This is a genomic window from Paraburkholderia sp. J12, assembly GCF_905220215.1.
Taxonomy (GTDB): Bacteria; Pseudomonadota; Gammaproteobacteria; order Burkholderiales; family Burkholderiaceae; genus Paraburkholderia.
In genome coordinates this window covers 35,023-56,209 of sequence record NZ_CAJMZC010000014.1, presented here as the reverse complement: position 1 = coordinate 56,209, position 21,187 = coordinate 35,023, and the positions used below count along the sequence as shown (strand labels likewise).

Annotated in this window: 21 protein-coding genes; 12 read left to right on the top strand and 9 right to left on the bottom strand. The window is 64.0% G+C overall.

Annotated features, from left to right (window positions below; all coding sequences use genetic code 11):
- The first annotated feature begins 6 nt into the window (after window positions 1–6).
- The 4 genes from U5760_RS25280 (at window position 7) to U5760_RS25265 (ending at window position 3,773) form a co-directional block, all read left to right on the top strand.
- A complete protein-coding gene (locus U5760_RS25280; protein ID WP_322015052.1) occupies window positions 7–858 on the top strand; it encodes a sulfotransferase family 2 domain-containing protein in 852 nt (283 codons plus the stop codon).
- 173 nt (window positions 859–1,031) lie between these two features.
- The gene (locus U5760_RS25275) at window positions 1,032–2,213 is read left to right on the top strand and encodes a glycosyltransferase (protein WP_322015051.1); all 1,182 of its coding nucleotides are present in this window, start codon (window positions 1,032–1,034) and stop codon (window positions 2,211–2,213) included.
- A 1-nt stretch (window position 2,214) separates the two neighbouring features.
- The gene (locus tag U5760_RS25270) at window positions 2,215–2,814 is read left to right on the top strand and encodes a histidine phosphatase family protein (protein ID WP_322015050.1); all 600 of its coding nucleotides are present in this window, start codon (window positions 2,215–2,217) and stop codon (window positions 2,812–2,814) included.
- A 2-nt stretch (window positions 2,815–2,816) separates the two neighbouring features.
- Window positions 2,817–3,773, top strand: a complete 957-nt coding sequence (locus tag U5760_RS25265; RefSeq protein ID WP_322015049.1) for a hypothetical protein — start codon at window positions 2,817–2,819, stop codon at window positions 3,771–3,773.
- Between the two features lie 46 nt (window positions 3,774–3,819).
- On the opposite strand, the gene cysC is transcribed toward U5760_RS25265, so the two are convergent.
- From cysC to U5760_RS25250, 3 genes are all read right to left on the bottom strand, one after another.
- Window positions 3,820–4,446 (bottom strand): adenylyl-sulfate kinase, encoded by a 627-nt coding sequence (gene cysC / locus U5760_RS25260; protein WP_322015048.1) that lies wholly within the window; start codon window positions 4,444–4,446, stop codon window positions 3,820–3,822.
- 154 nt (window positions 4,447–4,600) lie between these two features.
- Entirely contained in the window at window positions 4,601–5,632 is a 1,032-nt protein-coding gene (galE, locus tag U5760_RS25255) for a UDP-glucose 4-epimerase GalE (protein WP_322015047.1), read from the bottom strand.
- A gap of 36 nt (window positions 5,633–5,668) precedes the next feature.
- Window positions 5,669–6,829 carry a glycosyltransferase family 4 protein gene (locus U5760_RS25250; RefSeq protein ID WP_322015046.1) on the bottom strand — a complete coding sequence of 387 codons (1,161 nt, stop codon included), beginning with the start codon at window positions 6,827–6,829 and terminating at the stop codon, window positions 5,669–5,671.
- Window positions 6,830–7,203: 374 nt separating this feature from the next.
- Here U5760_RS25250 and U5760_RS25245 point away from each other — a divergent pair, with 374 nt between their 5' ends.
- The 6 genes from U5760_RS25245 (at window position 7,204) to csgH (ending at window position 11,124) form a co-directional block, all read left to right on the top strand.
- Entirely contained in the window at window positions 7,204–7,866 is a 663-nt protein-coding gene (locus tag U5760_RS25245) for a CsgE family curli-type amyloid fiber assembly protein (protein WP_322015045.1), read from the top strand.
- A 10-nt stretch (window positions 7,867–7,876) separates the two neighbouring features.
- Window positions 7,877–8,311, top strand: coding sequence for a curli assembly protein CsgF (locus tag U5760_RS25240; protein WP_322015044.1), 435 nt, complete (start codon window positions 7,877–7,879; stop codon window positions 8,309–8,311).
- Window positions 8,311–9,240 (top strand): CsgG/HfaB family protein, encoded by a 930-nt coding sequence (locus tag U5760_RS25235; RefSeq protein ID WP_322015043.1) that lies wholly within the window; start codon window positions 8,311–8,313, stop codon window positions 9,238–9,240. The genes U5760_RS25240 and U5760_RS25235 overlap by 1 nt, the downstream gene beginning before the upstream one ends.
- Window positions 9,241–9,348: 108 nt before the next feature.
- Window positions 9,349–9,879 carry a hypothetical protein gene (locus U5760_RS25230; protein ID WP_322015042.1) on the top strand — a complete coding sequence of 177 codons (531 nt, stop codon included), beginning with the start codon at window positions 9,349–9,351 and terminating at the stop codon, window positions 9,877–9,879.
- Window positions 9,880–10,003: 124 nt separating this feature from the next.
- Complete coding sequence (locus U5760_RS25225; RefSeq protein ID WP_322015041.1) at window positions 10,004–10,720, top strand: hypothetical protein; 717 nt, start codon at window positions 10,004–10,006, stop codon at window positions 10,718–10,720.
- Between the two features lie 89 nt (window positions 10,721–10,809).
- Complete coding sequence (csgH, locus tag U5760_RS25220) at window positions 10,810–11,124, top strand: curli-like amyloid fiber formation chaperone CsgH (RefSeq protein WP_322015040.1); 315 nt, start codon at window positions 10,810–10,812, stop codon at window positions 11,122–11,124.
- A gap of 70 nt (window positions 11,125–11,194) precedes the next feature.
- On the opposite strand, the gene U5760_RS25215 is transcribed toward csgH, so the two are convergent.
- Together U5760_RS25215 and U5760_RS25210 are read right to left on the bottom strand one after the other, a co-directional pair.
- Window positions 11,195–12,013: a glycosyltransferase gene (locus U5760_RS25215; protein WP_322015039.1), complete on the bottom strand. Its 819-nt coding sequence runs from the start codon at window positions 12,011–12,013 to the stop codon at window positions 11,195–11,197.
- Complete coding sequence (locus U5760_RS25210; RefSeq protein WP_322015038.1) at window positions 12,010–13,272, bottom strand: oligosaccharide flippase family protein; 1,263 nt, start codon at window positions 13,270–13,272, stop codon at window positions 12,010–12,012. The genes U5760_RS25215 and U5760_RS25210 overlap by 4 nt, the downstream gene beginning before the upstream one ends.
- 311 nt (window positions 13,273–13,583) lie before the next feature.
- On the opposite strand from U5760_RS25210, the gene U5760_RS25205 reads away from it, so the two are divergent.
- A complete protein-coding gene (locus U5760_RS25205) occupies window positions 13,584–14,978 on the top strand; it encodes a phosphomannomutase/phosphoglucomutase (protein ID WP_322015037.1) in 1,395 nt (464 codons plus the stop codon).
- Window positions 14,979–15,158: 180 nt separating this feature from the next.
- On the top strand, window positions 15,159–15,527 hold the full coding sequence (locus U5760_RS25200; RefSeq protein ID WP_322015036.1) for a GtrA family protein: 369 nt from the start codon (window positions 15,159–15,161) through the stop codon (window positions 15,525–15,527).
- Here the strand turns inward: U5760_RS25200 and U5760_RS25195 are convergent.
- The 4 genes from U5760_RS25195 to U5760_RS25180 are packed head-to-tail and all read right to left on the bottom strand — an operon-like array spanning window position 15,524 to window position 20,405.
- Window positions 15,524–16,798 carry a glycosyltransferase family 87 protein gene (locus U5760_RS25195; RefSeq protein WP_322015035.1) on the bottom strand — a complete coding sequence of 425 codons (1,275 nt, stop codon included), beginning with the start codon at window positions 16,796–16,798 and terminating at the stop codon, window positions 15,524–15,526. The genes U5760_RS25200 and U5760_RS25195 overlap by 4 nt on opposite strands.
- Window positions 16,799–16,801: 3 nt before the next feature.
- A complete protein-coding gene (locus U5760_RS25190; protein ID WP_322015034.1) occupies window positions 16,802–17,896 on the bottom strand; it encodes a glycosyltransferase family 2 protein in 1,095 nt (364 codons plus the stop codon).
- The gene (locus U5760_RS25185; protein ID WP_322015033.1) at window positions 17,893–19,167 is read right to left on the bottom strand and encodes a glycosyltransferase family 87 protein; all 1,275 of its coding nucleotides are present in this window, start codon (window positions 19,165–19,167) and stop codon (window positions 17,893–17,895) included. Before U5760_RS25185 ends, U5760_RS25190 begins: the two co-directional genes overlap by 4 nt.
- On the bottom strand, window positions 19,164–20,405 hold the full coding sequence (locus tag U5760_RS25180) for a glycosyltransferase family 87 protein (protein WP_322015032.1): 1,242 nt from the start codon (window positions 20,403–20,405) through the stop codon (window positions 19,164–19,166). Before U5760_RS25180 ends, U5760_RS25185 begins: the two co-directional genes overlap by 4 nt.
- Between the last annotated feature and the right edge of the window lie 782 nt (window positions 20,406–21,187).

The following is a 21,187-nucleotide window of genomic DNA, read 5'->3' as shown; positions in this document are numbered from 1 at the left end:
TCGCCGGTGGAGGTCGAGCGCGCGATTGTCGCTTCTGAAGAGTTCAAGAGAAATGATCACCTTCTGCAGATTCCGAACATGCCGGTGGCCTGGAAAATCTGCATCCTCGAGGAGGCGAAGCTCGTCTTCGTGCCGATCGCCAAGAACGCGCACACGTCAATTCTGACTGGGTTCCTGAAATACCGCGGCATCGACTGGCGGGCGCTGCCGATTGTCGACGAACTCGACGCGCAGTTCGGTACGGACGAGGACAAGATTCACGCCGTGCTGGGAGGCAACAATACGGGGCTGCTGCTCAAGGATCTATCGCCTGCACGCGTGGACGAAATCCTGAAGGATCCAGAGTATCTTCGCGTTGCCGTTTTCCGCGATCCATTGGACCGGATCGTCAGCGCGTGCAACCACTTCTTCGTGCAGGAAGCCGCCAATCCGATGGCTCAGCGGCATTCGAGGCAGGTGGTCGAAGCCTTTGGCGAGGCGTCCGACTCCCGGGCGCAGAGCAATCCGTGCGAGTTCTGGTTGCGCCGACTCATGAAGTTCCTGATGTCGGACCGGCAGGCCACGCCGGACGCCCACTGGATGCCGCAGTACGAATACATCAAGGCATTGCGCATCGATCATATCGTGCCCATCGAGCGGCTCGACGTACTCAACAAGATGGTGTTCGCGCGCAGCGGCAAGCACCTCGATATCGGGCACCTCAACATGCGGGACAGCGGCGTGGACGGCCGGCACGATACCCTCGACGAGGAAGTGCGCCGCGCGGTTGAAGAGTACTACTGGATCGACCGGCAACTGTACGAAACGGCGAAGGCCCATATCGACGCGCTGGATCGTCGGTTCGATATCAGGGATTAAGCCTCTACCGCGCCAGCATGGTCGACGCGCCGCGCCGCGCCGGGCAGGCGCGGGAGTGCCGTATGACGAGGCGTTATACTGAGCAGCAAGCACCTGAATGGGGTTGACGCTGAACGAAACCAGGGGACACCGGGCCGGCGGCCACAACGCATCACCAATTGCAGAACCGATTTATGAAAAAAGGCGTCAACTTCTTTGGGCCGTATGAAGCGAAGGACAGTATAGGGCGTGTCGCCTCGCTCAATATCGACTGTCTCGAGGCGTCTACGCTGCCCTTCGACGTTTATCTGCTCTCCAGGCCGTCGCCGTCACAAGTCGTCGAATATGCCACGATCGACGACCGTCTGCTCGCTTCACTCAAGCACAAGGTCAACCTCTTTCATTTCAACGCGCGGCGGGTACCGCTGTATTTTTCGCGGCTGGGTGAGGACTCTTTCAACGGCTTCTACAATATCGGCTATTGGGTTCATGAGATGCAGAGCATTCCTGCACAGTGGGCCCGGCAGTTCGAATTTTTCGACGAGATCTGGACGCCGTCGTCGCTATGCCAGGCCGCGATTGCGCGTTCGGCCAATATCCCGGTCGTCAAGATTCCGTATCCTGTCGAAACGCATGACATGACGTTGAGAATGGAGGCGCGTCGTGCGGGCCGGCATTTCGATACCTTCAATTTTTTGACGGTCTTCGACGTGTATAGCGACGCCGAGCGGAAGAACCCTTTGTTCACGATAAGGGCATTCCTCGATCAGTACGCCAACGACGAGTCGGTTCGGCTGACCGTCAAGGTCAAGAATCTCGAATACGATTCGCTACTGTCACAAAAATTGGGTGAAATCGTCAGGCAGCATTCGAACATCGAACTGATCGACCGGCATTTCGAGGCGGCCGAAATGGCGTCCCTGTACGACGATACGGACGTGTACGTCTCCTTGCATCGGGCCGAGGGCTTCGGGCTGACGATCTCGGATGCGATGAGCCGCGGCATTCCCGTCATGGTCACCGGGTATTCCGGGAACATGGAATTCTGTGATGCCTCGGACACTTGCCTCGTCGCCTACGATCTGTGTCGGGTCGGCCACAACCGGCCGCGTTATCGTAGCGACGATCTGTGGGCGGAGCCCAGCATGGACGATGCGATTCGTGCGTTCGGCGATATGGTTGAGAACTATGGGCACTGGCTCAAGCAGGCCGTGCATGCGCGGGAGCGCGTGGCCCGTGATTTTTCCGTTGCGGCAGTCGGACAGATGATGCACGAGCGCATCGAACTGATTAACAGCAACTTCGCCTTTGCCGACGACATGACCGATCGGCCCATCGACGTCGATGTAGGCATCGTCAATACCTACGGATTCTGAATTGGAACTCTATCTGCTACGGCATGGGGCGAGCACGGCCAACGAGCGCAGGCTGGTCTGCGGCGCCGAGGATTTCCCGCTGTCCCAGACGGGACTCGCGCAGGCCGCCAGGGTCTGCCGGCACCTCGAGCAGATCCCCTTCACGCGCATCTTTACGTCGTCGCTATCGCGGGCGAGGAATACGGTCGCGCCGCTGGTGAAGGAGGCTGACCGGATTCGCGTCGAACAGGAACTCGTCGAACTCAATACCGGTTCGTATAGCCATCTGACGCTGGACGTGCTGTGGGAACGGGATCCGCGTTATCAGCGCCCGTGGCTGCAGCCCGATTTGCGCTATCCCGGAGGCGAATGTTTTAGCGAAATGGTCTCGCGGATAACGGGGTGGTACGACCGCGAGTCCCGCAACTGGGAGCCGGACGAGACCGTCCTGATCGTCGGCCACGAGGGGACGCTGCGTTCGATCTTGCTGCGCCTGCTAGGTGGCGAACTGAGCGCTTACCCGGATTTCCCGATCGGAAACTGCGATCTTCTCCACGCCACGATCGTACCCGGACACACGGTGACATACCGGCACATACCTTTGACGAGTTTGGCCGACTGACCATGAAACGCATACTGCTGACGACCTCGCCCAATGCTTTTCTGTATCGCGGTGGCGGAGAGCAGGAAGTTCTGTTGCTCAATGAATTCCTGAACGCGTCCGGGGCCATGTCGGATATTTATGGACCGACCTCGCGCGCCTTGAATGCCTACGACTCGGTGATTCACTTTTCGATGCAGGAAGGATCGGAGCTGATCATCGATGCGTTGGCGGGTACCGGACGGCGTTTGATTCTCTGGCCCAACCTCTGGTTCATCAACGAACCCAGTCCCCAGCATCTTGAGCGGTTGTCACGGTTGCTGGCCCGTTTCGACGCTGTGGTATTCAAGTCGCTATCGGAAGAGGAGCACTTTGGCCGCTATTTGAGCCTTGCGGGTAAGGAGGTGATCCGCATCGCGCCACTGATTTCGCCGAAGTTTCGTCGCCGGGCGAGCATCTCGAGAGTGTTCCAGGAGTCCTACGGGCTGGATCGCTACGCTATCTGGCCGGGGATCATCGAGCCGCAGAAAAATCAGCTGGCGGCGGTGCGGGCCTTTCAGGGACTCGATCTGGCGCTCGTTATCTCGGGGGCCGTGCGGGACGAAGCGTATGCAGCCGAATGCCGGCGTGCCGCCGGCCCGAACGTCACGTTTATTCCGGTGATGCCGTTCGGCTCTGAGCTCCATCTGTCTGCGCTGACCTACAGCAGCCTCTTCATCGAACTGCCGCGGGACTTTCCCGGAACATCGGCACTCGAAGCGGCGACGATGGGGTGCCGCCTCGTGCTTTCGCGGTCGGACTGGACAGAGGAGTTTCTCGCCGGTGCTTCCACGCAAGTGGATGCCGACGACGTTGGGCAAGTCCGGGCTGCGGTGAGCGATGCCGTCAGGAATGGCGCACCGCCTACGGCGGCGGTCACTGCCTTGTCGATGAGCGACTCGGTCGCGCCTTTGCTGCGTTACCTGGAGAGAGTGGAGTGACGCGGTGTCACGGGTAGTGCATCCCTAACGGGATCGAGAGACGGTATTACCCCAGCTTCTCGCCCGTGGCAGCAGCCGCCGCCGTCCGCGAGAAGGCCAGCACCGGGCTGGTATTCGGCCCACGAAGCAGCGAGCCTTGCCCCGAGTGCATCAGGTGGTCGATGACCTTGGCCACGCACTCGTCTACGCCGATTCCCTCGGTGCGCACGACGATATCCGGATTCTCCGGCCGGTGATAGGGGGCGCCGAGCCCCGTAAATTGCTTGATTTCGCCGCGGCGGGCACGCTGGTAAAGGCCCTTCGGATCCCGTTCTTCGCAGACCTCGATTGGCGTGTCGACAAAAACCTCGACAAACGACGCATCGCCAACGATTTGCCGCGCATTCTCGCGATGCTCGGGATTCGGCGAGATCGTTGCGGTCACGACGATAAAACCCTCATCACAAAACAACGCCGCCACATGAGCCACACGCCGAAGATTTTCCGTACGTTCTTCGTCGCTGAATCCCAGATCCGAATTAAGCCCGGTCCGCAGGACGTCGCCGTCGAGCAGCGTCGCCCGCGCGCCGAGCATGCGGATGTGGGTCACGAAAGCATGGGCGATCGTCGACTTGCCGGCACCCGACATGCCGGTCAGCCACACCACGACTCCCTTGGGGGGTGTTGTATTCACTGCATCCGCTCCAATTCAACGGCTATTGTGTAAATTGTAGCGTTTTTTTAATCTATGTTACGGCTGTGTAATAAACTGCAACAATAGATGCCGGTATGTAAAGCCGGTTGGTTGGTGTCGGGCGCAACTTTCCGGTGCGGGCCGCTCTCGTTCCTTATGCGAACCCGCGCGGATTCTTCTCCTGCCAGCGCCAGTGGTCCTGACACATGCGTTCGATGCCGAACTGGGCCGTCCAGCCCAGCAATTGCCCGGCTGCCGCGGGATCGGCGTAGCACTCGGCGACGTCGCCGGGGCGGCGCGCCACGATTTCGTAGGGAATCGGACGCCCGCTGGCCGCTTCGAACGCCTTCACCACCTCGAGCACGCTGTACCCGCGCCCCGTCCCAAGATTCACGACAAATCCGGCATCGCGGGCGGTCAGCGCGTCGAGCGCGCACAGGTGCCCCCGCGCCAGGTCGACCACGTGAATGTAGTCGCGCACGCCCGTCCCGTCCGGGGTGGGGTAGTCGCCGCCGAACACGCGCAATTTCTCGAGCTTGCCCACTGCCACCTGCGCCACGTAGGGCATGAGGTTGTTCGGAATGCCCGCCGGGTCTTCGCCGATCAGCCCGCTCTCGTGGGCGCCGACCGGGTTGAAATAGCGCAGCACCGCGATGCGCCAGGACGGATCGGAAACGACGAGGTCGCGCAGGATCTGTTCGGCGATCAGCTTGGACTGGCCGTAGGGATTCGTCGCAAAGAGCGGGAAGGTTTCGTCGATGGGCGATTTTTCGGGCACGCCGTACACCGTCGCCGACGAACTGAAGACGAACTGCTTCACGCCGTGCCGGCGCATGACGTCGAGCACCACCAGCAGGCCGTCCAGGTTGTTGCGGTAGTACTCGAGCGGTTTCGCGACCGATTCGCCCACCGCCTTGAGCGCCGCGAAGTGGATCACGCCCGTGATCGCATGTTGTTCGAAGATACGGGTGAGGGCCGCTTCGTCGCAGGCGTCGGCTTCGTAGAACGTGACCGGCTTGCCGGTAATCTGCGTGACCCGCGCGAGCGATTCGCGGCGGCTGTTGACGAGATTGTCCACGGCGACCACGTCGTAGCCGCCGTTCAGCAGCTCGACACAGGTATGCGAGCCGATATAGCCGGCGCCGCCCGTGACGAGAATGGTGCCTTTGGAAGGTGTCGTTGCCATGCTGTATTCCCGGATTTCGAATGAGGTGTGGTGCGCTTAAAACGTCACGCCGGTGAGATGCTGGACGAGTTCACGGTAGCGTTGTATCACAGCGCGTTCGTCGAATTCTTTTTCGATTTTTTTTCTGCCCGACGCGGCCATTTTTTTGCGCTCGGGCAGTGCGAGCTCGAGCATGTCCGCGAGCCGTCCGGTGAGCGATGCCGCGCTGCGCGCCTCGCACAGCAGTCCGTTGACGCCATGTTCGACCACTTCCCGGCATCCCGGCACGTCCGTCGCCACGATGGGGCGCCCCATGGCGCTGGCTTCCATCAGCGTTCGCGGGACGCCTTCGCGGTAGGAGGGCAGCACGACGCAATCGGCGTCCTCGATGAAGGGCCGCACGTCGGCCGTTTCGCCCAGGTATTCGACGATGCCCTCGCGCTCCCACGCGGCCACGTCCTCGCGGGAAATCGCACTCGGATTGTCCACGCCCACCGGCCCGAGCAACTGGAAGCGCGCATGCGGATATCGGGCTTTGAGCGAGCGCGCCGCCTCGACGTATTCGCCGACACCCTTGTCCCACAGCAGCCGGCCGATCAGCACGAACGAGAAGGTGTCGCGCTCGGGTAGCGGGGTGAAGGCGAACTGTTCGAGATCCACGCCTTCGCCGTGCAGCAGCCGCGCCCGTTCCGGATGAGCTAGCAGATTCCCGCTCCTGAAGGCGGTTTCGTCGTCCTGGTTGAGAAACCACACTTCGCGCGGAAAGCGGAACGCAAAGCGGTACAGTAGTTTGGCGACCTGCGCGGCGCGGCTCTTCTGGATGAACACGTAGCCGAGCCCCGTCGTGACGGCCACCGACGGCACGCGTGCGAGCCACGCCGCGATCGAGCCGTAGATATTGGGTTTGATCGTGTAATGGAAGACGACGTCCGGCTTGAGTTCCCGATAGCGGCGGTAGAGCGCGCGCAGCGTGCCGAGGTCGTGCAGCGGATTGGTGCCCTTGGAGGCCACGGGCAAGTCGATGCAGCGGCATCCCATCGCCTTGAGCGGTTCGAAGGTCCGATCGCGCGGCGCGATGACGATGACCTGCGCACCGGCTTGCGTGAGTGCGCGCAGCAGCCCGTGCCGATAGGTGTAGATCGCCCAGGCGGTGTTGCAGACGAGTGCGATGCGCAGGGTGGAGACGGACCGGTTGGCGGGAGCGGCGTGCGAGTTCACAAAGGCGATGTAGACGATGTCGGGTTGGTTCGGGGCGGACGGGCAGGCCGCCGGGATCGTCCGGCGGCCCTGACGGATCGGTCGCGGCGCACATTTTAGCCGACCCTCATTCGTCTTACCGCGTGTTACGGCCGGCGCGTTACGCCACTCGCGCGGCGTCACGTGACCTCGGCCTGCCGGGGCGCATTTTTGACCGCGATCCTATGCCGGATTGCCTGCCCGGCATCGACGGCGAGGCGGTCTCGCGGCACGCACCGCGGGCCTCGGCGCCTCCTCACTCATGCACCTCGCATTCCATTGGCACACTTCCTGCTCCCTTACCCCCCGCACACGCAACCGCGAACGTAAGAAGGCGGAAAAACGAGGGGCCAAATTTGAAAACCACGATTCTGGGCGCGGAGAAGTCCTGCGCGCCATTTTTGAAAGTACTGGGGGACGGGAGCCTGCGCGCACATGCGACGTGGCCGGCGTCGTGCGCCGCCGCCGCGCTTTTGTGCTGCCTGTTCGGCGGCTCGGCGCACGGTCAGTCGATCGCACCGGCCGCCACGCCGCCGGCAAACGAGCAGCAACCGCCGCAGGCCATCACGAGCCCGCATCCGAAAGACGCGCTCAGCAGCACGCCGCTGTCGCCCTCGACGGAACCCTCCGGAAACGGCAGCGCCGCCATCACCGCGCCGCATCCCGAGGTGGGCGACACGCGCACGCTCGACGAGGCGTTGGGCGGCATCGTCAGCAACGAAGTCGTGACGATGATCGGCCAGAACTTCTACAACTACTTCGCCTCGCTCTGGCGCGACTATCCGCTCGCGGAGCGCTACAACATCTCGATCCACGAGCGCCCCGACGCGCGCTGGGGCAGTCTCGTCTGGGTGGAGTACGAGCACCGGCGCCTTTTCGAAGCCTTCCTCTCGCCCGCGCGCAGCGACATCAAGCAGGCCGCCGGGCGCGCCGCGGCCGAGGCCTATCAAAGCGTGGTACGGGTGGATATCGACCGATTGCTGTTTCGCGACCAGGACCTCGGTCCTGATGAAATGTAAGGAGACCAAAATGAAGAGAAAAATTCGGGCCACGGGTGCGTTTGTGCTGTGCTGCGGTTTGCAGGTTAGCGTCTGTCACGCGACGGGCCTGATCTACACGCCGGTCAATCCCACTTTCGGGGGCGACCCCGACAACGGTTCGTTCCTGCTTTCGACCGCCAACGCGGTCAACAAGCACGGCGCGCCGGCAACGAGCGAACTCGACGGCACCTCGGAGCAAACGCCGCTCCAGCAGTTCAATTCCGAGCTCGAGCAGGCCATTCTGTCGCGCATCGCTTCGTCGGCCACGTCGTCGATCGTCGGCGCGAATGGCCAGCTGCAGCCGGGCACCATCACCACGGGCCAGTTCTCGGTGACGGTGACGAACCTCAACAACGGCTCGCTCCAGGTCACCACGACCGATAACACGACCGGCCAGAGCACGAGCTTCCAGGTGGGCCAATAATGCAAATTATTCATAACAATATCCGCCGCGCCGCCCTGGCGCTGGCCATCGGGGGAATCGTGGGAGTGTCGGGTTGCGCGTCGCCGGTGCCGCCGTTCGACAACGCCAGGCTCACGCCCACCACACAACTCACGCGCGACCTGCTCCAGCTGCCGCAGCCGATGGGCAAGGTGGTCGTGGCGGTTTATGGTTTCCGCGATCAGACCGGCCAGTACAAGCCTTCGCCGGACAGTTCGTTCTCGTCCGAGGTGACCCAGGGCGCCGCGTCGCTCCTCACCGACGCCTTGCGCGAGTCGGGCTGGTTCATGCCGGTCGAGCGGGAGAATCTGCAGGACGTGCTCACCGAGCGCAAGATCGTGCGGGCGCTCGAAACCCCGGCCGACAAGGCGAAACCGCTCGAGAACATCGGTGCGCTCACGCCCGCGAACGTGCTGATCGAAGGCGGCATCGTCGGCTACGACACCAATCTGCGCACGGGCGGCATCGGCGTGAACTACCTGGGCATCGGCGGCGCCACGCAGTATCGCGTCGATCAGGTGACGGTGGCGTTGCGCGCCGTGGACATCCGCAACGGGCAGGTGCTCAACAGCGTTTCGACGACCAAGACCGTCTATTCGTACGAGCTCACGGCCGGGGTGTTCAAGTTCGTCGGTTATCAGAATCTGTTGCAGGTCGATGCGGGGCTCACCTATACCGAGCCTGCGCAGCTGTGCGTGCGCGAGGCCATCGAGGCAGCCGTGATGCATCTGATCGTGCAGGGCATCAGCGCGGGCACGTGGCATCTCAAGGACGACAAGGACTGGACGTCGCCCGTCATCCAGACCTATGCGCGCGAGGACACGGAATATCAACGGCCCGCGAGCGCAGCCGCAACAGCCGCTACCGCGACGCCGGCGAGCGACGCCAAGGCGGCGGGGACCGGCAGTTAATCCCGGCGGCTAATCAAGGCAGCCAAGCCAGGCAACTACCCTAAACCAGTCGTGACATGGCGGAGCCACTATGCCGGCTAATCCACTATTCATCATAAGGATTACGAAATGAAGGAGATTGCAAGACGCACACGCCAGACTCTCGTGCGAGCGCTGGTTGCGGCGGCGATTCCGTGCTGCGCCTACGCGGGCAGCATGGCCCCCACATCGGATCTGGGGCCCGGCGAGCCGGGCTTCGGCGACGGCGGCCAGGTGGCCAACATGGTCCAGACCGGCATCGGCCAGCGCGCGACACTCGACCAGCAAGGTAACGGCAACGGTGCGTCGATCACGCAGGGCGTGGCCGGCAACCTCGCCACGGCCTGGCAGGCCGGCACCAACAACAGCGCGACGCTGAGCCAGTTCGGCACGGGCAACGCCGTTTCTTCCTCGCAGAGCGGCAAGAGCAACACGCTCGCCGTCACGCAGAACGGCAACGGCAATTCGACGTCGGCCCAGCAAAGCGGCACGGCAAACAGCGCGGCGGTTCAGCAGAACGGCAACGGCGACGTCGCACAGGTGAAGCAGTACGGCGCCGGCCAGTCGATTTCGATCAAGCAGACGGGCAGCGGCATGCGCGCTTCGGTCGTGCAGCGCTGACGCCCAGATTCCCTTTTGAAGTTTCGCCTTCTCGCCGCTCGGGCGAGGGCGTCATCCTGCGCCGCCCAGTTCGGGGCCTGCTGGCGGCGTTTTATTCGGGGCCCGTAAAAACGTGGAGATCAACATGAAGCGCAAGGCAATTCTCGTTGCAGTCAGTCTGCTCGCCATCGGTTCGCAAGCCTGGGCGAACTCGTATAACGAAGACGTCACGGTGAACCAGACCGGCCTCGGCCAGTCCGCCACCGTTACCGAAACCAACGGCACCTCGGACAACGTCACGATCAACCAGAGCGGCGGCGGGATCTTCTCGCCGGCCGACACCGCAACGGTGACGCAGACGAACACCTACGACAACTGGAACACCGCCATCACGCAAAGCGGCAGCGGCGATCAGGCAGCCATCGCCCAGACCGGCGCCCAATATAACAACGTGAGCGTGAACCAGACCGGCGACAAGGCGGTGGCCTCGGTGACGCAAAACGCCGAAGCCGCCGACACCGACAAGATCGGCCAGGGCGGCACGGGCGAAAGCGCGACGATCCTGCAGCAGTACGGTGCCGACAATACCGTCAACGTGAACCAGGATGTCGCCGACCGTGGCGCCGGTGCGGGCAACACGGCCTATGTGGATCAGGAAGCGTCGTTCGGCTCGACGGCCGACGTGACGCAGTCGGGCCTCGGCAACTACGCGCAGACGTACCAGAGCGGTTCGGACAACTATCTGAACATTTCGCAGTCGCTCGCCACGAACCACGCCTACGTCACGCAGATCGGCAACGGCAACAGCAGCACGGTCACGCAGACCGGCGTCGGCAACTACGCGAACATCACGCAGCACTAAGCTGCGCGTTCCTGCCGGGCGGCGTTGTGCAGTCGCCCGGCTTTTCTCATGCAGGGCCGCGCCGCGGCACGAGCAATGAGGTGCCCAGAATGATCACTGCTCCCGATCTGCAGGTCTGGTTCGACGCCGCTACGAACCAGGGGCCCGGCTATGTCGTGGCCTACGTGCGCTCCGCGCAGGAAGCCCGCATCGAATACGACCTCAAGGTCATCACCGTAAGCCGCGCGGGCACGTCGCGCATCGGCCAGAGCGGCGGTGCCACGCTGGCGCCGGGACAGAGCCAGGCATTGTCTTCGGTTCGCACCGCGCAGCAGGCAGGGGCCACCTGCCAGATCGATCTCGTGCTGCGCGAAGGCAATACGGCGCTCGGCGAATACACCTACGATTGCAGCGCGAAGAAATAACGCGCGCGTAGCCGCGCGCCGTGTCGTGTCGTGACGTGGCATGTCGTGCGTCGGCGGGGCGACGCCTCGCTCACGCGAACAAGCGCCGTTTGATCCGCTGCAGCGTCCGATAAGGCATGACGAAGTGCAGCAGGCTCTTCGCAAGCCCCGCCCAGTCGCGCCAGTTGAACACATTCAGGTAAGCCAGTTGCAGGCGCAACGTCGAGACGATCTGCCGCCGCCGCTTCGTGGCGCTGATGCCCCCTTCGTTGACCTCGTAGAAAAGGCCCTGCTCGGGCAGGTTCGCGCAGTCATAACGTTGCATCAGCCGCAGGAACAGATCGAGATCCTCGGCGGCGGGATACTTCAAACGGTAGTTGCCCACGGCCTTGACCGCGTCCACGCGCAACATCACGGAAGGATGGACGAGCGGCGAGCGCAACAGCCGCTCGCGCTTGAGCCGCTGCGGCTCCACCGCCGGCCGCAGCATGAAAAGCGGCTCGCCCGCGCGCGTCACCACCTGGGTCCACATGCCGAGCGCCGCGAGCGCGGGCGAGGCTTCCATGCGCGCGCGCTGCTTCGCGAGCCGCTGCGGCACGCTCAGGTCGCCTGCGTCGATGCGCGCCGCATAGCGAAAGCCGCGCGCCGCGAGTGCGTCGATGCCGGCTTCCAGCGCACGCTCGATGCCGCCGTTCTTCGGCATGCGCAGGATCTCCACCTGCATGCCCGGTATCGTGGGCGCGACGATCGGCGGCGTGCTGCCGTCGTCCACGACGAGCGCGTAGATCGGCGCGTCCTCCTCGAACGAAGCCAGCGTGCGTTCGACGTCGGCCTGGCCGTTGAAGGCGGGCATCAGCACGGCGACGTCGGCGAGTGCGCCCTCGCGTGAGGTGGCGGGGGTGTTCGTCATGGGGCGAGCTTGAAGCGGATGTAATAGAAGTTCACGCATGCGGCGGCCACGTAGCCCGCCGCGAGTCCCACGAGCGCGCCATAGGCGCCGAGGCGCCCGATGGCCACGAGGTTCACGGCGAAGGCCACGGCGAGCGCGAGCAGCCATTTCGCGAGCAGGACGAACCGGGCCTGGTACTTGAGCACGACGAGGTTGCCGATCGCCTCGATGCCCGCAGGCACCGAAAGCCAGACGGCCCAGCGGAAGATGCCGGTCGCCTCGGCGTAGGCGGGGCCGAACACGTGGCCGATGATGAAGCCGGCCAGCGCGTCGAGCACGAGCGCGCCCGCGATCATCAGCATGGCCGTCATGGCGAAGAGCCGCACGAGGTTGCGCCGGAGCTGCGCCGCTTCCTGCACGCGATAGACGAACGCGGGGGCAATCGTCTGCGCGAGCATGAGCGCGAGCGTGATCCAGTTTTCGTTGAGCTGCTGTGCGGCCGAGTAGCGGCCCAGATCGGCGAACGAGATCGTGCGTTCGAGCATGAGCCGGTCGAGCTTCAGGAACAGGTACATGCAGATGAGGCCGAGCCAGAACACGGTGCCGGCCGTGGCGAAATGGCGAAACAGCGTGCGGTCCACATGCCAGCCGAGCGTGCCGCCGTGGCGGCGCCGGTAGTAGAGCACGAGCGCCGCGCCGATCGCGGCCGCTTCGAGCGCCCAGAGCCAGCCGAAGCCCGCGGCCGGGAACGCCGCGCGCGCGAGCAGGTAGACGAGGAGCGCCTTGATGACGGCCGTCGTCATGCTCGCGAGCAACTGTGGCTTGCTGTAGGTCATGCTCTGCAGCCAGGCGTTGATTACGCCGACGAAAGGCTCGCGAAAGAGCATGGTCGCGGCGAGCCCGGCGAGCATCGCGCCGACGAGCGGGTCGGTCGCGCCTGCCGCAATGCCCGCCCAGGTCAGCAGCAAGGCGGCGGCCGAGACGCCGATGCGCAGGGCAAACGCACTGCCGAGGACGGTGCCCAGCTCCTGCGGTGGCCGGTTGACGATGGTCGGCACGAGGATTTCCGCGCCGCAAACCCAGGTGATGGGCGCGAGCACGAGCAGGAGGGTATTGGCGTACTGCCACTTGCCGAACACGTCGGGGCCGAAATAGCGCGCCAGCACGCCGCTGATCACGATGGCGACGGCAATCTGCGTGACCCGTTCGAGCCCCAGCCAGACGATGTTGGCGAGCGCCCGGGCCACGTCCGGGTTGGCGTAGCGCTTGACGTTCAGCATGGCTTGACCGCGCGGGCACGCCGCGTGCTAGCGCGGGCGGGTTCGGGCGACGGCGCCGTTACCCGTTCTGCCAACCGTTTTGGCAACACCGCGGGCGGTGATTTTTTTTGCAGCATTAATTTTGTGATCGGGGAGAAACGGCTGGGCATTAAAATAGGTGGCTAACGTTCCAGGGGCCAGCGCCCGGCGGGACGGACGAAAGACGGCAATTATAGTTTGTAACGGATTCGATTTTTCGTAACCGCCTGCATCAGCCGGTCAGCGGGCTGTGTTACGAATAGCGCGTATTTCAATGGATAGCGAGCCTCATCATGATCTCTCAATCGATTTTCAAGGCCTATGACATTCGCGGCGTGATCGGCAAGACGCTCGACACCGATACGGCGCGCGCCATCGGCCGCGCGTTCGGCAGCGAAGTGCGCGCCCAGGGCGGCGACGCCGTGGTGATCGCGCGCGATGGCCGGCTCTCGGGCCCGGACCTGATCCGCGCGCTGGGCGACGGCCTGTGCGAGGCCGGCGTGGATGTCGTGGACGTGGGCATGGTGCCCACGCCGGTGGGCTACTTTGCCGCGAGCGTGCCGCTCGGGCTGCCGGAAGGCGAGCGCGTGATCGATTCGTGCATCGTCGTGACGGGCAGCCACAATCCGCCCGACTACAACGGCTTCAAGATGGTCCTGCGCGGCAAGGCGATCTACGGCGACCAGATCCAGGCGCTCTACCAGCGCATCGTGGATGGCCGCTTCGACTCGGGCGAGGGCAGCTACACGAACTACGACATCGCCGACGAATATGTGGCGCGCATCGTGGGCGACGTGAAGCTCGCGCGCCCGATCAAGATCGTGGTGGATACCGGCAACGGCGTGGCGGGCGAGCTCGCGCCGCGTCTTTTCAAGGCCATGGGGTGCGAGCTCGTCGAGCTCTTCACGCAGGTGGACGGCACGTTCCCGAACCACCACCCGGACCCGGCGCACCCCGAGAACCTGCAGGACGTGATCCGCGCGCTCAAGGAAACCGACGCCGAAATCGGCTTTGCGTTCGACGGCGACGGCGACCGCCTCGGCGTCGTGACGAAGGACGGCCAGATCATCTATCCGGATCGTCAGCTCATGCTGTTCGCCGAGGAAGTGCTTTCGCGCAACCCGGGCAAGCAGATCATCTACGACGTGAAGTGCACGCGCAACCTCGCGAAGTGGGTGAAGGAGAAGGGCGGCGAGCCGCTCATGTGGAAGACGGGCCACTCGCTCGTGAAGGCGAAGCTGCGCGAAACCGGCGCGCCGCTCGCGGGCGAAATGAGCGGCCACGTGTTCTTCAAGGACCGCTGGTACGGCTTCGACGACGGCCTGTACACGGGCGCGCGTCTGCTCGAAATCCTCACGCGCGTGGCCGATCCGAGCCAGCTGCTCAACAGCCTGCCGAACTCGCACGCTACGCCCGAGCTGCAATTGAAGCTCGAAGAGGGCGAGAACTTCGCGCTGATCGGGAAGCTGCAGCAGAACGCGAAGTTCACGGGCGCCGACGAGGTCATCACGATCGACGGCCTGCGCGTGGAGTATCCAGACGGCTTCGGCCTCGCGCGCTCGTCGAATACGACGCCGGTGGTGGTGATGCGCTTCGAGGCGGACAACGACGCCGCGCTCGCGCGTATCCAGGCCGACTTCAAGCGTGTCATTCTCGCGGAAAAGCCGGACGCGAAGCTGCCGTTTTAAGTCGCGAACCGAGTGGAGAGAAGAGCCCGGCTTTTGCCGGGCTTTTTTTCGGCTGGCGTTGCTGCTTTGCCGCCGTTTTGTTGGTGCTCTGTGCAGCGGTGAACATTCCCAACCGGTTGCGGCAACCGGGCGCGCGGCGATTCCCCCATACTTCACTTGACACATGAAGGGGGGAAACCCATGCAACGCATGCCGCGCATCGTCAGGTTCATCGTCTCGGGTGGCGTTGCCACGGGCGTTCACGTTTCGGTCGCCTGGTGCGTGTTCGAATGGATCGTGCGCGACTCCACCGTCGCGAACGTGACGGCCTTCATCGTGGCCAATGTCGTTTCCTTCCTGCTCCAGACCTTGTGGAGCTTCTCCTCGCAGCCGACTTTCGCGCGCTTTCTGCGTTTTGGCGCCGTGTCGCTCGGCGGGTTTCTCGTCGCGGCGCTGATTCCCCTCGCTTGCGGCCGGCAGAACATCTGGCTGCCTACGCTCGCTGTGGTCGTTTGCATTCCTGCGGTTTCGTATGTGATGCACTCGCGGTGGACGTATCGGGCGAGTTAGGCGGCAAGCGGCGCGTTGTTCGAGCGGCGGCGCGGCGAGCGACGAAACGCCTGATGCAGTATCGCAGCGAGCATGAGCGGCAGCAGCAACACTGCCCATTGGCCCGTACCTGTGAGCAGGATCGCGAGGAAGCCGATGAGCGGAGCGCACCATGCGGCCGCGGCGAGCGCATAGGCAGCATAGCTCGACGACCGCGGCCCACGCTGGGAACGCGCATAGGCGCATAAATAGATGACCGGCAGCAGCAGCCACGCGAGCTCGTAGTACACCAGATACGGCGGAATGAGCAGTGCCGCGACGATGGCCGCTGCCGCGCGAAGGTTCCGGTCCATGCGCCGGTGCCACGCCAGCGCGGTCGCGCCCACGGCAGCCGCGGCAATGGCTCCGTGCAGCGCGAGCGCGGTGCCGTGCGCAACACCCATTTGTTTCGCCACGGCGAACACGGTCGGCATGGCGCGCCAGAGATGGCCGCCGTCGTGATCGAGTGCGGCGCCCTGAAACCACGCCAGCGTATGCAGACACGCGAGCCACAGCGGCCAGCCGAACGCGAGCACGCTCACGGCGCACAGGCACGCGGCGCTCCCGATTGCGGCGGCCAGGGCCCGATAGTGACCACCGCACAGGAACAGCAGGGGAAACAGCGGGGCCAACTGAGGTTTGATGACGAGCAGCCCGGCACACAGGCCAGCCCATACGGGTGAGCTATCGAGCAAACCAAGCGCGCCGGCGGCTAGGGCGAGCGTGAGCAACGAGTTCTGACCATGCACGGCGATGACGGCAAAGCCGGGGAAGGCAAGCACGACCACCCATGGTAGCGGCCTCGATCGCATGGCCGGAACGCAGGCCAGCAGGCTGGCGCCCGCGTTCACACTCATGAACGCCGCATAGGCGCTCGCGTAGCGCAACCCGGCGAGCGGATAAACGAGCAACTGGAAGGGCGGCGGATAGACCCATGGCCCGAACATCTGCGCGAGCGGCGTGCCGGCCTGCAGCTCGGCCTCGCAGGCGAGCATGCGCGACTGATCGAAGGCAGCGAGCGCGCCGTGATGCAGCGAAACCTGCGATGCGCACCAGAACACGCGGAAATCGGAGCCGGGCAGCGGGATGCCCGGCACGTGCAGGCACCAGTACGCGATGGCCCAGATACCCATGAGCGAAACCTGCAGCACGAGACACGCCGCACCGTACAGTGCGACGCGCTCGCGGGTCAGCCAGCGCAACGGTGCGATGACCGCCCTGTCGCTCATGATCGACGTACGACGCATCTCCATGAGCTACCGGCCCATGACGCGCAGACGCGCGCCGCCGCGCCGACGGGCGAGATCGATCGCCGCGTTGCCGTTGCCGCGCATGCTGGCCGGTTGCACGGGCAACGTGCTGATCTTGCTCGGCGCTTCGTAGCGGCGGCGGATCAGATAGATCGGCCGCTCCTTCGATTCGTCGTAGATCCGGCCGATATATTCGCCGATCACGCCGATGCCGGCCAACTGGATGCCACTCATGAACAGCAGTATCGAAATGAGCGAGGCATAGCCCGGCACCGGATTGCCGAACAGCACGGTACGCCCGATGATGAAGCCGCCATAGCAGAACGCCAGCAAGGCGATTGCGCCGCCGATATAGGTCCAGCTGCGCAGCGGCACCGTGCTGAAGCTCGTGATGCCTTCGAGCGCGAAATTCCACAGGCGCCACCCCGAGAACTTGGAGCTGCCCGCGCTGCGCGGCGTGCGCTCGTAGTCGATCGTCACGGTCTGGAAGCCCACCCACGCGAACAGGCCTTTCATGAAGCGGTGCCGCTCGGGCAGGCTGCGCAGCGCGTTGACGACCTGGCGATCCATGAGACGAAAGTCGCCCACGTTCTCCGGAATTTTCACTTCGGAGAGCTTATTGTGCACGCGATAAAAAAGCCCGGCCGTCGTGCGCTTGAGGAACGAATCGCAGGCGCGATTCGCCCGCCGTGCGAGCACGACCTCGGCGCCGGCGCGCCAGCGTTCGATCATCTCAGGGATCAGCGAGGGCGGGTCCTGGAGATCGGCGTCGATGACGACCACCGCATCGCCCGAGGCCTCGTCGAGCCCGGCCGTGAGCGCCGCTTCCTTGCCGAAGTTGCGCGTGAAGTCCACGACCTTCACGCGGCGATCCCGCTCGCTCATCGCGACCAGCTTTTCCAGCGTGCCGTCGCGGCTGCCGTCGTTGACGCAGACGATCTCGAAGCGGATCGCCGGCACGCGTTCGAGCACGGCCAGCACCTGTTTGAAAAACGTTTCGACGGCTTCGCACTCGTTGTAGAACGGCGCGATCACGGAGATCAGCGGCTTCTTTGCCGGTGCGTCGCCCGTGGCCGTAGTGTCGGGGAAGAGGGTCTTCATGGTGTCTCCTGTGCCGCAAGGCGGCAAGCCATACCGGCGGACGTGCGCCGTTCGAGGGCGACGCGGCGCATCAGCATCGCGAGGGTGACGCAGGTAATGAGGGGGAAGAACTGGAAGTGCACGCGGTCGATCACGGCGATGCCGCTCACGGGCGCGACCCACAGCAGCGCGAGCCACTCCTTCTCCCCGCGCAGAAAACCGTGCTTCAGCGCGTAGCGGACAAACCAGACGATCAGGATGCCGTACCATGTCAGGTCGTAGTCGAACAGGTAGGGGCTCACCATCAGCGTCGCGCAGATCAGCGTGGCAGCGCGCAACTCGTAGGCACATGGACGCCACCACGCATAGATGACGGCGAGGGCGCCCGCGCATGCCGACACGCCTTGCAGTGCGTACGCAAACGAAGTGGGGATATGGAGCATTCTCGCGAGCGAGAAGAATGTGGGGATGCGCGCGAGCGCCGCCACGCCGCTGTCGACGAAACCCGCAATCAGTCCCATGTTCTGCACGAAGGCTTCCAATGTGCCGATGCCGAAGGCGAGCGTGGAGACTGCGAGCATGGCGAGCGCGGTGGTGGCCGTCGCGAAGAGCGCGCGCCAGGAGCGCGAGCACAACAGCGCGAGCGGGATCAGCACGGCGAGGTGCGGCTTGACGCAGAGCAGACCCAGGCAGAAGCCGGCAAGCCACGGCCGGCGCGGCAGCAGCACGAGGCCGAGTCCGATGAAAGAGGCGGTGAGCAGGCCATTCTGGCCGGCAGCCAGAACGATGGCCGCGCCGGGAAACGCAAGCGCGATCAGCGCGACGCGGCGCCTCGGCAGCGTCGCATGGCATACGGCGACGAACGCGAGCAGCGTGAAACCCAGAAACACCGTCGCGGCAAGACGATACGGCATCAGCGCGAGCGGATAGACGAAGAGCAGGAAGGTCGGCGGATACAGCCACGGCAGGAGGCCAACGTCGTGGCCGAGCGCGGCGTTTTCCACGGCCGTGATCGTGGGAACGTGATAAGCGCTCATGGCATGCCCTTGCAGCGCGAGATGCGACGCACTCCAGAAGGCGACGAAATCGAGCGAGATCGGGCCGAGGTGTTCGCCGGGGTGCAGCCAGAGTACGCGCACGAGATACGAAAGCGTGGCGAGGACATAACACGCCAGCGCGACCAGCGGATAAAGCCACAGGCGCTCGCTGTTCAGCCAGTGCGAGGTCGTCTGGTCGACCGGAAAATCCGGTGCGGCAGGGTTGCGCGCGGGCGCCGGGATGAACGGGTTCATGGGCGGGCTCTCATCATGAGGCGCTGGCGGCGCAGGACCATCATCAGCATGAGCAGCAGGACGACGACGCCGGCCTGCGGCAGCCCCGCGACGCTATTGGCGAGCTCGAAAAGCGGCAGCAGCCAGCCGGCGGCCAACAAGGTTTGCTCGCCGCGCAGCCAGCCTTCGCTCAGGCCGGCAGCGAAGAGGGCCGCGAGGGCAACGCCGAGCCAGGCGAGTTCGTAGTGCCAGACGTAGGGGTTCGCCAGCAGCGTGGCGATGACGAAAACGGCCGCGCGCAGGCGCACGTCGCGGGTGCCGCGCCACACCGAGCAGGCCACGCCGATCGCCACGCAGGCCACGAGCGCCTGCACCGCGTAGGCGGACCACTGCGGCAACCCGGCCGAGCGCAAGGCGGCAAAGGCGGTGGGCGAGCAGCGCCAGAAGTGGTCGTTGCGCTCGAGAATCGACTCGCGTACGAAGCGCGTGCCGGCGAGGAACAGGGCGATCGTCTGGGTGCCGCAGATCAGTGCGCTCACGAGCGTGAAGAGGCTGGCCGTGACAGCGGCGCAAATGAACGTGCGCCAGGCCCGTGTTGCGATCAGCACGAACGGAAAGAGCAGTGCCATTTGCGGCTTGATGCTTAGCAGACCGATAAAAATGCCGGAGAAAACGGGGCGCCTGTCGAGCCACAGAATGGCGGTGGCGACGAGCGCTGCGGTCAAGAGCGAATTCTGGCCATACAGCGCCGCAACGAAAGCGCCCGGGCTTGCCACGAGCGCGAGGACACCCACGTCGCGCCCGATCGATGTCGATGCGAGGCCCGAGAGACGCATGACTGTCCACGAGAATGCGACGAGACCCGCGATCGTAGCGAGCGCATACGAGAGCGGCAGCGGAAGGAGCGAAAGCGGCGTGACGACGAGCAAAAACGTGGGCGGGTAGAGCCAGGGCAGGAGCGAGAACTCTGCGCGATTGCCGAAGAGTGCGCGCTCGATCGACGCGAAGGTCGTTGGGTCGTAGGCTTGCCAGCTCGCACCGTGCAGCATGACGTGCGAGGCGGCCCAGAATACGGAGAAGTCGGTGGCGGGTCTCGCAATGCCAGTGTCCGTGAAGCCGGTGCTGTGCAGGGACCAGACGACGAGGAAGACGGCGTAGAGCGCGAGCGTCGCCAGAGAGTACAGGCGAACACGCGAGCGCGTGATCCAGGTGCGCACGGGCCGCCGTGCCCCGATGGCTTCTTTGATGGAAAGATCCATATCCCCGTCCGTTCGTGATGATCCGACTTCTTGTACGCGTCGGATTCCGAATGAAGTTCGTGTTGTGTCTGGTCTGCTTCTTGTCGATCCAGTCTGCCGGTCAGCCGGATCTTGTTGGCGAATTATGTTCGACAGAAATTGCCCTGTTCAATGCCATTCGATTCGCGAGCGTGACGCATCGAACATTTCGGAAACGATGAAAAACGAGCCGCGACTTCCGACAGAGCCGCAATCGATTGCGCGTAAAAAAGGGGGTTACCGCGCACCCGGGGCGATACGCTCAGGGCAGACCCTGAATCCGCAGGCCAATGGCTGTCGGACTCAGGCTTCGAGGGCGCCCGCGGGATCGGGTTCTACCCGTAGTTCGGCGTCCCGACGGGCAAATGTGTGCCGTTCCCCACATACGTTCTCTTTTCCGTCACCTAAAAAGCAATCGCCAGCCCGTTAATTCCACTTTTTTCAAATGAGAATTTCGGGTGAACAGGCGGGAAATTCGATCGAGGTGGATAGCGTCGATCGAAGCAGTACCAGGGGTAACGGTAGTACCTGGATAAAAGCATAAAGGTTCGAGAGCGGAAGCCGGTGGTTCGTCCACCGGCCACCGCGGCACATCGGGGGTAGTACAACGACACCGCTCAACTGGGCCAACACGGTTCGAGCGGATCGTCATGAAGTCTCGCGAAGCGGGACACCTTCGCCAGGCGGCAAGCCGGCCTCGCGAAGCGTGTGACCCACATCCGCTTCATCCGCGAGATGACATTCCCCCCGATTCCTGTCGCTCT

Bases quoted from the DNA above. Each gene is read 5' to 3' on its own strand.
- U5760_RS25275 (WP_322015051.1), top strand. From the start codon at position 1,032: ATGAAAAAAGGCGTCAACTTCTTTGGGCCGTATGAAGCGAAGGACAGT.
- U5760_RS25265 (WP_322015049.1), top strand. From the start codon at position 2,817: ATGAAACGCATACTGCTGACGACCTCGCCCAATGCTTTTCTGTATCGC.
- galE (WP_322015047.1), bottom strand. From the start codon at position 5,632: ATGGCAACGACACCTTCCAAAGGCACCATTCTCGTCACGGGCGGCGCC.
- U5760_RS25240 (WP_322015044.1), top strand. From the start codon at position 7,877: ATGAAGAGAAAAATTCGGGCCACGGGTGCGTTTGTGCTGTGCTGCGGT.
- U5760_RS25235 (WP_322015043.1), top strand. From the start codon at position 8,311: ATGCAAATTATTCATAACAATATCCGCCGCGCCGCCCTGGCGCTGGCC.
- U5760_RS25230 (WP_322015042.1), top strand. From the start codon at position 9,349: ATGAAGGAGATTGCAAGACGCACACGCCAGACTCTCGTGCGAGCGCTG.
- U5760_RS25225 (WP_322015041.1), top strand. From the start codon at position 10,004: ATGAAGCGCAAGGCAATTCTCGTTGCAGTCAGTCTGCTCGCCATCGGT.
- csgH (WP_322015040.1), top strand. From the start codon at position 10,810: ATGATCACTGCTCCCGATCTGCAGGTCTGGTTCGACGCCGCTACGAAC.
- U5760_RS25215 (WP_322015039.1), bottom strand. From the start codon at position 12,013: ATGACGAACACCCCCGCCACCTCACGCGAGGGCGCACTCGCCGACGTC.
- U5760_RS25210 (WP_322015038.1), bottom strand. From the start codon at position 13,272: ATGCTGAACGTCAAGCGCTACGCCAACCCGGACGTGGCCCGGGCGCTC.
- U5760_RS25205 (WP_322015037.1), top strand. From the start codon at position 13,584: ATGATCTCTCAATCGATTTTCAAGGCCTATGACATTCGCGGCGTGATC.
- U5760_RS25200 (WP_322015036.1), top strand. From the start codon at position 15,159: ATGCAACGCATGCCGCGCATCGTCAGGTTCATCGTCTCGGGTGGCGTT.
- U5760_RS25195 (WP_322015035.1), bottom strand. From the start codon at position 16,798: ATGGAGATGCGTCGTACGTCGATCATGAGCGACAGGGCGGTCATCGCA.
- U5760_RS25190 (WP_322015034.1), bottom strand. From the start codon at position 17,896: ATGAAGACCCTCTTCCCCGACACTACGGCCACGGGCGACGCACCGGCA.
- U5760_RS25185 (WP_322015033.1), bottom strand. From the start codon at position 19,167: ATGAACCCGTTCATCCCGGCGCCCGCGCGCAACCCTGCCGCACCGGAT.
- U5760_RS25180 (WP_322015032.1), bottom strand. From the start codon at position 20,405: ATGGATCTTTCCATCAAAGAAGCCATCGGGGCACGGCGGCCCGTGCGC.